The sequence below is a fragment of the Jeotgalibaca sp. A122 genome (genome assembly GCF_052266715.1).
In the GTDB taxonomy this organism is placed as follows: domain Bacteria; phylum Bacillota; class Bacilli; order Lactobacillales; family Aerococcaceae; genus Jeotgalibaca.
The window spans coordinates 124,510-138,396 of the sequence record NZ_JBQPRB010000002.1 but is presented as its reverse complement, the minus strand read 5'-3'; the positions used below and the strand labels follow the sequence as shown (position 1 = coordinate 138,396).

The 13,887-nt window shown below is 38.5% G+C and carries 12 protein-coding genes; 5 read left to right on the top strand and 7 right to left on the bottom strand.

Annotated elements, in window-relative coordinates:
- Positions 1 to 25 precede the first annotated feature (25 nt).
- Complete coding sequence (gene rpmG, locus ACTU7M_RS03315; RefSeq protein WP_443472952.1) at positions 26 to 175, bottom strand: 50S ribosomal protein L33; 150 nt, start codon at positions 173 to 175, stop codon at positions 26 to 28.
- Positions 176 to 393: 218 nt separating this feature from the next.
- Between rpmG and ACTU7M_RS03310 the strand changes: the two genes are divergently transcribed.
- Both ACTU7M_RS03310 and ACTU7M_RS03305 read left to right on the top strand, forming a co-directional pair.
- Positions 394 to 762, top strand: a complete 369-nt coding sequence (locus tag ACTU7M_RS03310; protein ID WP_443472951.1) for a hypothetical protein — start codon at positions 394 to 396, stop codon at positions 760 to 762.
- Positions 763 to 774: 12 nt separating this feature from the next.
- On the top strand, positions 775 to 1,248 hold the full coding sequence (locus ACTU7M_RS03305; RefSeq protein WP_443472950.1) for a hypothetical protein: 474 nt from the start codon (positions 775 to 777) through the stop codon (positions 1,246 to 1,248).
- Positions 1,249 to 1,290: 42 nt separating this feature from the next.
- Here the strand turns inward: ACTU7M_RS03305 and ACTU7M_RS03300 are convergent, their stop codons facing one another.
- Positions 1,291 to 3,327 carry a penicillin-binding transpeptidase domain-containing protein gene (locus tag ACTU7M_RS03300; protein WP_443473132.1) on the bottom strand — a complete coding sequence of 679 codons (2,037 nt, stop codon included), beginning with the start codon at positions 3,325 to 3,327 and terminating at the stop codon, positions 1,291 to 1,293.
- Positions 3,328 to 3,461: 134 nt separating this feature from the next.
- Here ACTU7M_RS03300 and ACTU7M_RS03295 point away from each other — a divergent pair, with 134 nt between their 5' ends.
- Positions 3,462 to 6,119, top strand: a complete 2,658-nt coding sequence (locus tag ACTU7M_RS03295) for a YfhO family protein (RefSeq protein WP_443472949.1) — start codon at positions 3,462 to 3,464, stop codon at positions 6,117 to 6,119.
- A gap of 24 nt (positions 6,120 to 6,143) precedes the next feature.
- On the opposite strand, the gene ACTU7M_RS03290 is transcribed toward ACTU7M_RS03295, so the two are convergent.
- Positions 6,144 to 6,752 (bottom strand): superoxide dismutase, encoded by a 609-nt coding sequence (locus ACTU7M_RS03290; protein WP_443472948.1) that lies wholly within the window; start codon positions 6,750 to 6,752, stop codon positions 6,144 to 6,146.
- 153 nt (positions 6,753 to 6,905) lie between these two features.
- On the opposite strand from ACTU7M_RS03290, the gene ACTU7M_RS03285 reads away from it, so the two are divergent.
- Positions 6,906 to 7,688 carry a DUF1189 family protein gene (locus ACTU7M_RS03285; RefSeq protein ID WP_443472947.1) on the top strand — a complete coding sequence of 261 codons (783 nt, stop codon included), beginning with the start codon at positions 6,906 to 6,908 and terminating at the stop codon, positions 7,686 to 7,688.
- Between the two features lie 47 nt (positions 7,689 to 7,735).
- On the opposite strand, the gene ACTU7M_RS03280 is transcribed toward ACTU7M_RS03285, so the two are convergent.
- Positions 7,736 to 9,055: a DEAD/DEAH box helicase gene (locus ACTU7M_RS03280; RefSeq protein ID WP_443472946.1), complete on the bottom strand. Its 1,320-nt coding sequence runs from the start codon at positions 9,053 to 9,055 to the stop codon at positions 7,736 to 7,738.
- A gap of 121 nt (positions 9,056 to 9,176) precedes the next feature.
- On the opposite strand from ACTU7M_RS03280, the gene zwf reads away from it, so the two are divergent.
- Entirely contained in the window at positions 9,177 to 10,670 is a 1,494-nt protein-coding gene (gene zwf, locus ACTU7M_RS03275) for a glucose-6-phosphate dehydrogenase (protein WP_443472945.1), read from the top strand.
- Positions 10,671 to 10,720: 50 nt separating this feature from the next.
- On the opposite strand, the gene ACTU7M_RS03270 is transcribed toward zwf, so the two are convergent.
- The 3 genes from ACTU7M_RS03270 to ACTU7M_RS03260 are packed head-to-tail and all read right to left on the bottom strand — an operon-like array spanning position 10,721 to position 13,723.
- Positions 10,721 to 11,677: a DHH family phosphoesterase gene (locus ACTU7M_RS03270; RefSeq protein WP_443472944.1), complete on the bottom strand. Its 957-nt coding sequence runs from the start codon at positions 11,675 to 11,677 to the stop codon at positions 10,721 to 10,723.
- Positions 11,678 to 11,688: 11 nt separating this feature from the next.
- Positions 11,689 to 13,014 carry a DRTGG domain-containing protein gene (locus ACTU7M_RS03265; protein WP_443472943.1) on the bottom strand — a complete coding sequence of 442 codons (1,326 nt, stop codon included), beginning with the start codon at positions 13,012 to 13,014 and terminating at the stop codon, positions 11,689 to 11,691.
- A 28-nt stretch (positions 13,015 to 13,042) separates the two neighbouring features.
- A complete protein-coding gene (locus ACTU7M_RS03260) occupies positions 13,043 to 13,723 on the bottom strand; it encodes a metal-dependent hydrolase (RefSeq protein WP_443472942.1) in 681 nt (226 codons plus the stop codon).
- Positions 13,724 to 13,887 lie beyond the last annotated feature (164 nt).

The following is a 13,887-nucleotide window of genomic DNA, read 5'->3' as shown; positions in this document are numbered from 1 at the left end:
AAAAAAACAACAGGAGGACCTGTTGTTATTTAACTTCACGGTGAAGAGTTACTTTTCTTTCACGTGGGCAGTATTTTTTGAATTCCAAACGATCTGGGTTGTTACGTTTGTTTTTCTTAGAAAGATAATTACGTTCTTTACATTCCGTACATTCTAAAGTAATGTTAAGTCTCATTTTTCTAACCTCCAAACATAAGAAAATTGAAGAATACTAGTTCTTCTTGCACGTTGCATTGTATCATTTCCCAAGCTAAATAGCCAGTCTTTAATCACAACTGTTATTATTATACACACTTTCCCCTGGAAAAAAAAGAGAAACTTGCAGTTGCACAAAGTAATTTAGCGTATTAGAATATTAGAAGTGATTTAAACATTTAGAATTGAGGTGAAAAAATGGAATTATGGCCAATTGTCATCGTCTTATTTGCTTTAGCAATTATCCTTTTAGTTGTTTCTTTCTTTGTAAAGGAAGATGATGATGGAGTAATTACCGAAGTAGCAGAATTTACACTCCAAATGACAGAAGAAATGCATATTTTAAAGACACGCGTCTCGCAATTAGAAAAAGCGTTGGGAAATACAGAAACGGAGGATCAATCGATCACCGTCAAAAAACTTAGTGACGTTACTAAACAACAAGTTCTGTCTCTATACGAAAAAGGTAAAACATTCGACGAGATTGCAGAACAACTTTCCTTGCCGGAAACAACAGTCGAATTAGTAATTGATAACCATCAAGACTCACTAAAAGAGGAAGAATAGAAAGGAACCATCATGAAAAAAGATAAATTACGTTTTCTGGCCTTGGGATTCTTTCTTTCTGCGCTCATCATGACGTTGTTCCAGCTAGTTGGTAACGTTGGAACAACTAAGGGTACTGAATCTGCTATAGCGGTCGAATCCTCTATCGAATCAAGTATTTCCTCAATGAAAGAAGCTAGACCAGGAACGGTTAATAATAGTGAAATAGAATCGAGTCAATCATCATCTCAAGCTGAATCTTCAGAATCTGGAAATTCTCAGGAAGAATCTGATGAAAGAGATTCTTTTGAATTTATTGTGAACGAAGGTGAGCCTTCATCGGTCGTAATCGAGAACCTCTATACAATTGGTTTGATTGAAGACCCTGAAGAAGCACAAACATACCTTGAAGAACATAGCTTATTGAATAGTATTCAGTATGGTACTTATGAACTTTCAAAAGAAATGTCCGACACAGAAATCCTGGACACTTTAACCCTACAATAATAAAACGCCACTCCTAACTATGAGGAGTGGCGTTTTAGTTATCTAAAATCCAAAATAAGCATCCAAGGTTGCTTTTACGATATCTCCAGCTGGAAGTACCGATTCATCACGAATGTACGGTACAATCACCGCTACGGCAATTTCCGGGTCTTCATAAGGCGCAAATGCCACATATGTAGAGTTAGTGGTTGGTTCGTTTATAATTTTCTCATTTTCCCCTTGGTAGAAGGATTCTCCCGAACCTGTTTTCCCAGCAACTCCGACTGGATAATTTCCGAAGTTATTGTAAGAACGACTTCCAAAATCGTGTGTTACCGCCCAAAACCCCTTGTGAACACGCTCAAACGCCTCAGGATCAACGTTTACTTGGTTCATGACCAATGGTTCTTTTACCATTTCTACTTTCCCTAAACTGCCATCACTTTCCGTTCCCCGAATTTCTTTCACTAAACGCGGCGCATAACGGGTTCCTTTATTGGCAATCGTAGCAGCATATTGCGCTAACTGCATAGCAGTATAGTTATCAAATTGGCCAAACGATTCATCGAGAACCGCACCGGAATTTGGCGGAACACCTAAATAACCCGTAGATTCAAAGGGCAAATCGATACCGGTTTTAACACCAAGTCCAAATTGTGCATAATAGGCACGCAAAGTCTCAAGCGTATAATCACGATCGATCGATAAGGGAATTTCATAGCTATAATTATTTTGCCCACCAATCATCATAGCAATTTTCATCATATAAACGTTAGAGGATTTCTCCAAAGCTCCAATGTCATTGAGTTCAACACGTCCGGTACGATTAAAAAGAGAAGATTTTGTATCAGAACCTTGGAACGTCATTGGTTCATCCAACAGAACATTGTCATCAAAGTCAATTACTCCCGACATATAACCCGTCAGGACAGTGGCCCCTTTCATACTGGAACCAACGATAAAGTTTTCATTAAGAACACCATGAACACTGTCTGATATTTCTCCAGTAGTTGCATCAATTTTCTTTCCGGTCATCCCGATGATATCACCGTTTCGGGGATCCAGTGCTACAATATAGACACGATCGTTCCAAGTATCTTGACGGCTTTTTAAAAAGTCAGTTGCAACTCTTTCGATTTCTTTTTGAAAGTCAATATCAATGGTCAAGACCAGGTTGTCTCCCGGTTTACCCTCGTAAGTTTGGGTCGTCGCAACAATATCCCCGTCTTGATTCGTAACCGTATCGTAGCGCGATTTTGTGCCACGCAGCACTGTTTCATACTGTTGCTCTAGGTACGCATTCCCGACCCGGTCATTGCGTGAATAGCCCATCGCTAAATAAGTTTCCACCAGATTGGTTGGAATTCCTGTTTTTTCGGATGTTACACCACCAAAAATGGTTGCCAACAACTCACCGTTTGGATAGACGCGTGTCCAGTCTTTGGAAACTTCTACCCCGTTGAGACTGCTTAAATTCTCACTGACAACAGCTAACTCTTGATCCGTCACATCCACATTTTTAAGGTTTACCGTTGTTAATGAAGTAGCACTGTTCATACTTTTAAATATTGCCGCTGCTGTCATTTCTTTTTCAGAAAAGGCGATGTCATCTGCGGTTATTTTAGATAGTTCCACTTCGTAAACTTCGGCACCGGAAAGTAATTTTTCTTCTTCCGTTAACCTATCCAAAAGTACTTCGCGATTATTGGCGGCCCAAAAATCTTTTCTGTCCCGCTCGGTTACTCCTTCTGTATCAACAGAGATCATGTCCGCAAGCATCGTAGCCGTTTCTGCCATTGACGAGGCACTATCATTGGTTCCACGTGTATAGGTGATTGAATGTTGTGCTTCATTTCCAACAAGGACATTGCCGTTACGATCATATATAAGACCACGAGGGACCGTTTGCGTTATAGTAGTTGTTTCTGTTCTCCTTACAATTGCTTCAAATTCTTCTCCACGGATAATTTGTAAATAGCCCAAACGGACGATTATTGCCGAAAAAAGGATAAAAACAATGAAGAACAGCAAGTTCAATCGAAAAGGTATATGCGACTTTAATTTGTTACTTTCGCGGTTCCATTTATCCAATATACACACTCCTGGTTCTTTCATTTTCAATACCCTATTATATCAAAAAGATGATTCAATTCAACGGTAACTCGAAAATGCAAAACTTTCTTTACTATGTTATTTTATAATGTAAGTGCAACTGTCTGAGGAGGAACTATGTCATGTCGCTAAATCTGAAATCTAAATATAGCCCAAAGATGTTATTGTTATTATCCTTTGGTTTACCTTTTATTATTATGACTATCATTTATATGGCCATGGGTGTCTATCCCGCGGGAAAGGAAACCTTGCTAACCATTGATTTGGCCCAGCAGTATGTCGACTTTTTTAGTTATTATCGTCATACACTTTTAAACGAACCCCAAGCGCTCTTTTATTCATTTGCAAAAGGAATCGGAGGTGAGATGACTGGCTTGTGGTCCTATTATTTAAATAGCCCGTTTAATATTTTAATGCTCTTATTCCCGCAACGCTTGCTTCCGGTGGGTATCACCCTTTTAATATTAATAAAAATTGCCAGTTCTGGACTCTCGTTTGGCTATTTATTATTGAAAAAGTTTCAAGGAAAAGATTTATTGGTACCCTTATTCTCCTTATCTTACGCTTTAATGGGATATGTCATCGTTAATCAATTACATGTTATGTGGCTGGATAGTCTTGTATTCCTGCCTCTCATTGTTCTGGGTCTGGAAAAAATAGTTGATGGAGAACGTGGTTATTTTTATAGTTTGACACTGGGGCTTGCCTTATTTTCCCAATACTATCTTACTTATATGATTTGTTTATTCCTGATCCTTTATTTCCCCTTTGCTTTAATGAAACAGAAATATACTGCAGAACTTCATTCTCAAGAAAGAGCCAAATTCTACTGGAATCGTTTCTGGAAATTTTCCATTTATTCCTTATTAGGAGCTGGAACTGCAGCTTTCTCATTAATTCCTAACTTTGTTTCCTTATTGGGTGGAAAAGCTTCACATACGAGTGAAATTTTAGATTGGCGTTTCAAGTATCCTTTTCCTGAGATACTTTCGAAATTTTATATTGGTGCTTTCGATTTTGACCAACTTCCATCGGGGCTACCAAACATCTTTATTGGAACCGTTGCTTTGGTGAGTTTTTTGTACTATTTAATTAATCCAAAATTTGCATGGAAAGAACGTCTCGCAGCTCTAGCCATGACGCTGTTTTTTATATTTTCGATGAATGTCGATATTTTGAATAAAGCTTGGCATGCTTTTCAAAATCCAGCTTGGTATCCGTACCGTTTTTCATTCGTAGTTTGTTTCTTTTTTATCCTAAACGGCTTTCGGAGTATGAACCAAACAAAAAAATTTCCTCTTTGGTTCGCAATCACGCTCTTAGTTGGTCAAACAGCAAGTGCCTTTTATGTCTTAGAAAAAAACTTCTCTTTTCTGGAACCTCTACAAGTACTGGTGACCGCCTTGTTTTTAGTTCTTTTCCTTGTTCTCTTTCTGCTCCGTGAAACAGACTATAATTGGTTGCCACTTGTCATGTTGGTTATGACCGTTATCGAGATGAGCGCAAATGCTACCATTGATTTAGTTCGTTTGGGATATGTAGATATGGCGCCCTTGAATGACTACCAATCTGTTCTCAATAATATGTTAGATGACATCAAACCAGGTGAAGATGAGTTTTATCGCATAGAGAAGACTTTTCAGCGGTCTAAAAACGATAGTTTCCAAGCTAATTATCCCAGTGTTTCTCATTTCAGTTCAACATTTGAAGCAGAAGTCCCTGCTCTGTTTGGACGTTTAGGTTTTCCAGAAAGTAGCTTTGTCATTTCTTATTCTACCGGGACACTAATTACTGATGCTTTTTTTGGCGTTCGCTACTATGCAGAAAATAAACCTATATCTGATGATTTAATTGATAATGACAGTTATTATCATATCCGCCCGAATGCCAACCGACCGGATTTTGCACACTATCACCCCTATTCTGAATCATTGCGAACTAAAACTTACGAAAACCCCAATGCTTTTTCATTAGGGTTTACAGTCCCAACAAAAATGAAAACAGTAGAATTGCTGGATGGCCAGCCCATGGCTAATCAAGAAAAAATTATGCGGGCACTCTATTCCGAAAATGTTAATGAACCTTTCTTTACAAAAGAAAATATTGATAGTATCATCACTCAAAACATCGCCACCGGGGGTAATGAAGAAATCAATAAAACCTATACTAAGGAAAATCTGGATAAACCTGCTTTCATCGAATTACAGTTCACAACCCAGTCTGAAGAACCTTATTATCTCGTTCTGGATTCCCGTATTGACGAAGACAATGCCGATTTTAGGTTAAACGGCGAATCTTTCCCTTATTACAAATCCTATCGGACGGATCAAATTTTTAACCTGGCAAGCGGGTCTGAGAACGAATCAGTCCAGTTTTCGATTGAATTGAAAGAAGATCTTTTAACCTTAAGGGATTTAAATCTCTTCCGTTTAAATTTATCCCAATTCAATAAAGTTATGGCAGATATAGAAGATAATCAAATGACTATTGATTCGTTTAGTCAAACAAATATTGAAGGAAATGTAACGGCAGATAGCACTTCAAGTGTTTTAATGTTTACTATCCCTTATTCCAAAGGATGGTCTGTTTCAATTGATGGTGTACCGAGTGAAACATACGCAGTACTCGATAGCTTGCTTGCAGTTGACATCCCGCCTGGTAACCATTCTGTTCGATTAACATATAGAACACCTTACCTATGGGTTGGAATCGCCACCTCAGTTGCCTCACTCATTATCCTCTTAATTTTAGACAAGAAAAAATACCGTTCCCCTTTTTAACAGGGAACGGTATTTTTATTTAATTTATTTTGCAGCAGCGTAACGTTTGTTAACTTCATCCCAGTTAACCAAGTTCCAGAATGCAGCAATGTAGTCAGCACGAACGTTTTTGTAGTTTAGGTAATAAGCATGCTCCCAAACATCCAAGCCAAGAACTGGTGTCTTGCCTTCTGAAAGTGGGCTGTCTTGGTTTGGTGTAGAAGTAATTTCTACCTTACCATTATTTACTACTAACCATGCCCAACCTGATCCAAAACGACCAGTTGCTGCAGTTGCAAATTGGGATTTAAATTCATCAAAACTACCAAAAGCTTCTTCGATAGCATCTTTAATCTCACCTGTAGGTTCGCCACCACCGTTTGGTGATAGAATTTCCCAGAACAATGTGTGGTTAGCATGACCGCCACCATTATTACGGATAGCCGTACGGATATCTTCTGGAACAGCATTCAAGTCGCTCAATAATTCTTCAATGGATTTGTCAGCTAATTCTGGATGTTTTTCCAATGCAGCGTTTGCGTTGCTTACATATGTAGCGTGATGTTTTCCGTGATGTAGATGCATTGTTTCCTCATCGATATGTGGAACAAGTGCATTGTGTGCATATGGTAATTCTGGTAATGTGAAAGCCATTAAAAATTCCTCCCAAAAAGTTGTATTTTAATTACATTACGTTCATGATACCATTCGAATTCGAAGAATTCAAAAAAATTGCTCACTATTTTGTTGCGTTGCGTTTTTATTATTTTTTCGCTAAGCTATACTTATATTTTTATAGAGAAGAGTGTGATTATTATTTCTATTTTTCAAATAATCCTGAATGTATTTATGTTTCCGGAAAATCTGTGGAAGATTACGAGCCTAACACGAAAAAAAGCGACTGCAATTTTCCTGCTTTTTGGACTCATTACAGGAATCCCCTATGCCACAGCAAGTATCCAGAGTATGGAAATCATCGGCAAGGATATGCAAATTATTTCAGAAAGATTACCCGCCTTCATGGTTGAAGGGGGCGAGTTAAAACTTCAGGAAAACCTCAACCAAGCGCTTGTAGTGAAATCTGATAGTGCAAATTTCATCATAAACAGAGAAAAAGCACCTAGCCAAGCGCTTGTTCAAAGAGAAATTGAACGGGCACCTATTTCGTTTTTGATGGAAAGAACGTACTTAAGAATTGCTACACCTGAAACACACTTCGATTTATCATACTCCCTTCTAGAAGGAATGACTGAAGAAACCCTTAAAGCGATGTTAACCGATTTCGGTTCTTTGAATGCATACACCTTGATTCCTGTTATGATTGTTAGTTTTTTGGTCGGAATTATTGATGGTGCTTTTCAAATTGTTTTAATTGCTTTGATGGCTAATATTCTCTCGTTACTATTCCAGATGAGATTGCCGTTCAGTCAAAATTTTAAATTAGTTCTGGTTGCTTCATTCATCCCAACACTTATCCTAACGATAATGAATGTGGTAGGGATATTCCCGGCAGCTCAAACCGCGATTATTAGCATGATCACTTTATATATCTACTATAAAGGAATTGTCCAGCACATCAGAAAATTATAATGACAAAAGAGAGGGTGAGATCTATTATCTCACCCTCTCTTGTGCTACTAACGTTTCTTTTTACGGTTCCCATCGGAGCCTTTGTTTTTTCTAACCTGTTGTTTAATTTGTTCATTTAAACGGCGTTTATAACCTGGCTTGACATTCTTCTTGGCTTTTTTTACCATGCCCTTGATTCGTGGATCCACTTCTTCAGGGTTTTTGGATACGCGTTTATCGCGATTTCTGCGATCATCCGTTTCCACAAAACCACCATCTTTGATAGTAACAGTCTGGAATTTAATGCCCACTTTTTCTAATGCTTCAACATTTTCCAGTTCGTCCGGCCCATAAAGTGTTATTGCCGTTCCAGGCAAATTTTTACGGCCTGTACGCCCAATCCTATGCACGAAAAATTCTGTGTCTTTAGGAATCTCATAGTTTACTACATGTGATACACCTTCGATATCAATTCCACGAGCTGCCAGGTCCGTTGCAACCATATATTGGAATTCCATATTATGTACACGACGCATAATACGTTTCCGCTCACGGGCAGGAATATCACCGTGAAGAACTGCCACTTCATATCCGCGCCCTCTTAGCTCATGGGCAATTTCGTTTACTTTTTGCTTCGTATTTGCAAAAATAAGCGTGAAGTATGGTTGACCAATCGATAACGCTTGGTCTAAAACGTCTATCTTGTTGCCGCTCTTAGTTGCTAGCAAGTAGTTAGCTATTGTGGGAGCGATGACTTGTTTGGGTTCCAGATTGATTACTTGTGGATTTTCCATATATTTTTTTAGGAAAGGCTGTAATTTTTGTGGAATTGTCGCTGAAAAAACAAGCATTTGTAATTTTTTAGGCATGCGACTAGCGATTTGGTCAACATCATGTAAAAAGCCCATATCTAAAGTCATATCCGCTTCATCTACTACGAAAGCTTGTGCAGTATGGATTTTTAAAACCTGCTCATTAATCAAATCTAAAATTCGACCAGGTGTTCCAATTACAATATGCGCTTGTTGTTGTTTTAATTTTGCGATTTGACGTTGTTTGTCTGTTCCACCCACGAAATTCGAAATTCTAATTTCTTCAGGAGCGTGGGATATCAATTGACTTGTCACTTGATAAAGTTGTTCCGCTAATTCACGGCTTGGCGTTGTGATGACGACCTGTGTTTCAGCGCTGGCTGCATCCACATCATTGACTAGTGGAATTAAGAAACTGTGGCTCTTTCCTGAACCAGTCTGTGACTTACCTACAACACTCTTTTTGGCTTGGATAATAGGAATAATTTGTTTTTGAATCTCAGTTGGTTCCGAAAAACCTAGCTCCTCGATTGCTTTCAATATAAAGGGCTTTAGATTATATGATTCGAATTTCATTGCACACCTCTTGTCTCTCTTGTTGTTACGTGTCATTATAGCACAAAACTTGTTGCAGATAAAAAATGATAATAGTATAATGTATAAATGAACATTTCTAACTAAATTGAGGAGGTTTCTCATGAATACCGAGATCAGCGCATTATTCACCATATTTGGTGCAACTGGGGATTTAGCCCATCGCAAATTGTATCCATCTTTATACCATCTTTATAAAAAAGGCTTCATTAAAAATAACTTTGCTGTCATCGGTACGGCACGTCGCGAATGGTCAAATGATTATTTCCATGAAGTAATTGCTGATTCTTTGAAAGATGTAGTAGAAAATGAAGAAGAATTAAAAGCATTCACTTCCCACTTCTATTATATTTCCCATAACGTAAAAGATGCCGACCATTATGTCGAGTTGAAGAAACTTTCCGATCAATTAGATGAAAAATATCAAACCAATGGTAATCGTATATTTTACTTAGCGATGGCACCGCAGTTCTTTGGAACAATCGGAGATATGCTTAAAGCTAATCATTTAATCACAGAGAATGGTTTCAACCGCCTTATTATCGAAAAACCTTTTGGTCATGACTTAAAATCAGCAACTGAATTGAATGAGCAATTAACCCGCTCGTTCTCAGAAGACCAAATTTACCGTATCGACCACTATTTGGGCAAGGAAATGATACAAAATATTTCCGCTGTCCGTTTCTCTAATATGATTTTTGAAGCGTTATGGAATAACAAGTATATCGACAATGTACAAATTACCTTATCTGAAACCGTTGGCGTCGAAGACCGGGGAGATTACTACGACCATACAGGTGCTTTACGAGATATGGTTCAAAATCATATTCTACAAATTGTTGCACTTTTAGTCATGGAACCGCCATTGTCCCTCAATGGTAATGATATCCGTAATGAAAAAATAAAAGCATTGCGCTCTTTACGCCTTTACGAAAACGAAAAAGATGTAATCAATAATTTTGTACGCGGTCAATACACTGCTGGGAATGATCAAGCAGGTTATACGGATGAACCTAAAGTGAATCCAGAATCAAGTACTGAAACATTCGTCGCAGGCAAAATTATGGTTGATAATTTCCGTTGGGCAGGCGTGCCTTTTTATGTAAGAACTGGAAAACGGATGTCCCAAAAAGATACTTATATTCACATTCAGTTCAAACACGTTTCCATGAACCTTTTCCCTACTGAAGGGGTTGAGGAAGTCGCTCAGCCAAACATTTTGACCATTCACATTTCTCCTCTTGAAGGATTCTCATTGCGGTTGAATACGAAACGCGTTGGACAAGGTACAGAAATGAAGAATATTCGGATGCATCAAATCCTTGACGAACAAACCGTTTCAAATAGCCCAGAGGCATATGAACGCCTTCTACTGGATTGTTTAAATGGTGATCCAACCAACTTTACGCATTGGAAAGAAGTTGAACAATCCTGGAGATTTATCGACTTCATTCGTAACGCTTGGGATCAAGATGAGGAGCACATCTACGAGTATGCAAGTGGTACAATGGGACCCAAAGAAAGCTATGACCTATTGCATCAGGATGGATTTGACTGGATCGAATTTAACTGGTCAACGAAATACAAAAAAAAATAATTTAAATGACAAAAGCGGCTGGTTTAACCAAGCCGCTTTTGTTATTTACTTTATTTTTGCCAAGCAACTACTAATTCATCAAATTCACGAATTATTTCTTCAATTTCTGCTATATCTGCAGCATTCGCTCCACTAGCCAAAGGATGGCCTCCCCCACCATGGCGCTTCGCCACTTCATTAATGACGGGTCCCTTGGAACGCAATCTGCAACGGAAGCCTCCGGTTGCTTGCTCAACAAATATCCCCCAACAAACGATGCCTTCAATTGTACCCGGTAGAGGCACAACGGGTGCAGTATCACTATCGTCAGCTCCAAATTGCTCCAGAGCTTCTTGTGTCAGAATAACATGGGCAACCCCCAAGTCGTTCACTTCGATGTTTTGTAACACATAGCCCGATAAATTAGCAATCTTCTTGGAATTGGTATTCATCATCTGACCCATTTCCGAAGCAGAAAAATCATATTCCATTAATTCAGAAACGATACGCATTGTCTTGGAAGTTGTGGCCGGATAGAGGAATCGTCCTGTATCACCGATAATCCCTCCATAAAATAAACGAGCAGCTTCCGCATTCATGGGTAATCTGGCATCTAGAGAGATGGCTAGGTCAGCGATTATTTCACTACAGCTACTTGCCTGGGTATTTACTAAACTAATATCCCCATAAATATCTTCGTCAGGATGATGATCTATCTTAATGAGGAATTTACCTTTAGTATATCTTTTATCGTCTATGCGGGGACGATTGGCCGTATCGGTAATGATAACCAAGGCATTCTCATAAGCTTCATTTTCCACTTGATCCATTGTCCCCATAAAAGACAAATTTTCCACATCTGTCCCCACTGCATAAACTTTCTTTTCAGGGAATTTTTTAGTAATTAAAGCTTTGAGACCTAATTGCGATCCAAGTGCATCTGGGTCTGGTCGCACATGACGATGAATAATAATTGTGTCATATTCCAAAATTTTAGCGTAAATTTCTTCAAATAAATCGGTTATCAAATAACTTCCCCCTATGTTCGTTCCATCATTTGGCAAACAACTATAGCCTTAGCCACAATCGAATTCTCTAAATAAACTTCCACATCCAACTTAGACGAGCGTCTGCCCACTTCAAAAACAGTTGTGTGAATGTCAATAATACCGTCAATTTGAATCATTTTAAAGTGATGGACATCCATTTGTTCAATTACAGCATTTCTTTTTTGGAACTGAAATAAAACTTTTTTACTTACACTAGAAATAACTTCACATAACACCCCGAAGGAAACAGTTCCCAAGTTATTGGTCATCTGGGGAGTGATTTGGAATTGGTAAACCGGCACACCTTTTTCCTCAATCATTGTATGGCTGACTTCCAGCCCTTCCAGAATTTGATCCTCTATTGTATTCCCGACTTGTGGTTGTCTTTGGGCTAACTGCATGGCTTTCATGACATCCTGACGGGAAATAATACCCAACAACTGCAAATTGTCTTTAACAACCGGCATCACTTCATAGCCATCCCAAATCATACGGTGAGCGATACTTGCTACACTCATGTGTTCTTTTGCTATGATGGGATCTTTTGTCATAACACGTTCCATCGTAATGGAATCTGCTTTCCCGAGTATATCTTTTGCCGTAATAACGCCTACTAGGCGCATATTGTGGTTGACAACCGGGAAACGAGAATGTTTACTTTCATGGTTTAAATTACGATAATCCAGAATCGTATCGTCTATTTTTAGATATCTCGTTTCTGCTAATCGTGTATAAATATCACCAACAAGCATGATTTCCTTTTTGATTAATTGATCAGTCATTGCCCGGTTAATCATGGTCGCTACCGTAAAGGTATCATAAGTCGTTCTTAAAATGGGCATTTCTAATTTGTCAGCCAAGGCAACAATTTCCGGTTCTGTTTCGAAGCCACCGGTAATCAGCACTGCTGCACCATTTTCAAGCGCATAACGCTGAATGTCATTCCGGTTACCGACTATCATCAAAGAGCCAGGACTTATATAGCGATCTATCGCGTCTTTTTGCATAGCCCCAATAATGAATTTACTTAACGTTTTATCCAGCCCTTTTCGGCCGCCCAAGATGTCACCTTCAATGATATTTGCGATTTGGCCAAAGGATAGCGTTTCGATATTTTCTTTATTTTTTCTTTCTATCCTTATCGTTCCTACCCTTTCAATAGTGGAAACGAGACCATTATTTTCAGCTTCTTTAATTGCTCGGTAAGCTGTCCCTTCCGACATTCCCATATTCTTGGCAATAGTACGGACTGACAGTTTTTCTCCAACCGGCATGGATTCGATATATTGGATAATTTGTTCATGTTTAGTTGCCATTAAGATCCCTCACACATAAATTATAATACTAAATTTTTATTGATTCTCCTGGTTGTAAAATGATACCTTGATTTTTTGATAATAAGGACGTGAAATCGCTAGGGTTTTGTTCAATTAACGGAAAAGTATTGTAATGGATGGGAACAGCTTTTTTTGCATTCAAAAAAGTAACTGCCTTGGCTGCATCTACTGGCCCCATTGTGTAATTGTCGCCAATAGGTACAAAGGCCACATCGATGGGGTACGTTTCACCAATCAATTTCATATCCGAAAATAACGCTGTATCCCCTGCATGATAAATTGTTTTTCCCTCAATATGAAGGAGTACACCCGATGCAATTCCTAATGTGAAGGGTTTGTCCCCTATTGGATATGCGGATCCATGAATGGCAGGTGTCAATTTTACATATCCAAAATCAAATTCATAGCCCCCACCTGGTTGCATCCCATGGGTGTTTAGCCCACGGTCAGAAAAATAATCGGCAATTTCTACAGTAGAAATAACTAATGCGTTTGTACGCTTTGCTATCATTTCCGTATCCCCAACATGATCTGAGTGCCCATGAGTAACAATGATGATATCGCTTTCGATAGTATCCGCATTTAAATCACTCATCTTATTACCAGTAATAAATGGATCAATAATTATTTTCTTGCCACTTGGTGTCTCAAATCGGACACAAGACTGTCCATGCCATGATATTTCCATATTTATCTTCCTTTCTGTATCATCTGTATCTTTAAACTGTTATATTCTGTTTCTATCGTACCACGAAAGTAAAGAAACTCAAACAATAATATGGTAGACATTACTTTACCTGTCGTAGTAAACATGCTATAGTATAGTTACTACGACAGGTGAAGTAAAATGAG

Coding starts and splice junctions, on each gene's coding strand:
- ACTU7M_RS03265 (WP_443472943.1), bottom strand. CDS start 13,014: ATGGCAACTAAACATGAACAAATTATCCAATATATCGAATCCATGCCG.
- ACTU7M_RS03260 (WP_443472942.1), bottom strand. CDS start 13,723: ATGGAAATATCATGGCATGGACAGTCTTGTGTCCGATTTGAGACACCA.
- ACTU7M_RS03280 (WP_443472946.1), bottom strand. CDS start 9,055: ATGAAATTCGAATCATATAATCTAAAGCCCTTTATATTGAAAGCAATC.
- ACTU7M_RS03290 (WP_443472948.1), bottom strand. CDS start 6,752: ATGGCTTTCACATTACCAGAATTACCATATGCACACAATGCACTTGTT.
- ACTU7M_RS03310 (WP_443472951.1), top strand. CDS start 394: ATGGAATTATGGCCAATTGTCATCGTCTTATTTGCTTTAGCAATTATC.
- ACTU7M_RS03305 (WP_443472950.1), top strand. CDS start 775: ATGAAAAAAGATAAATTACGTTTTCTGGCCTTGGGATTCTTTCTTTCT.
- zwf (WP_443472945.1), top strand. CDS start 9,177: ATGAATACCGAGATCAGCGCATTATTCACCATATTTGGTGCAACTGGG.
- rpmG (WP_443472952.1), bottom strand. CDS start 175: ATGAGACTTAACATTACTTTAGAATGTACGGAATGTAAAGAACGTAAT.
- ACTU7M_RS03295 (WP_443472949.1), top strand. CDS start 3,462: ATGTCGCTAAATCTGAAATCTAAATATAGCCCAAAGATGTTATTGTTA.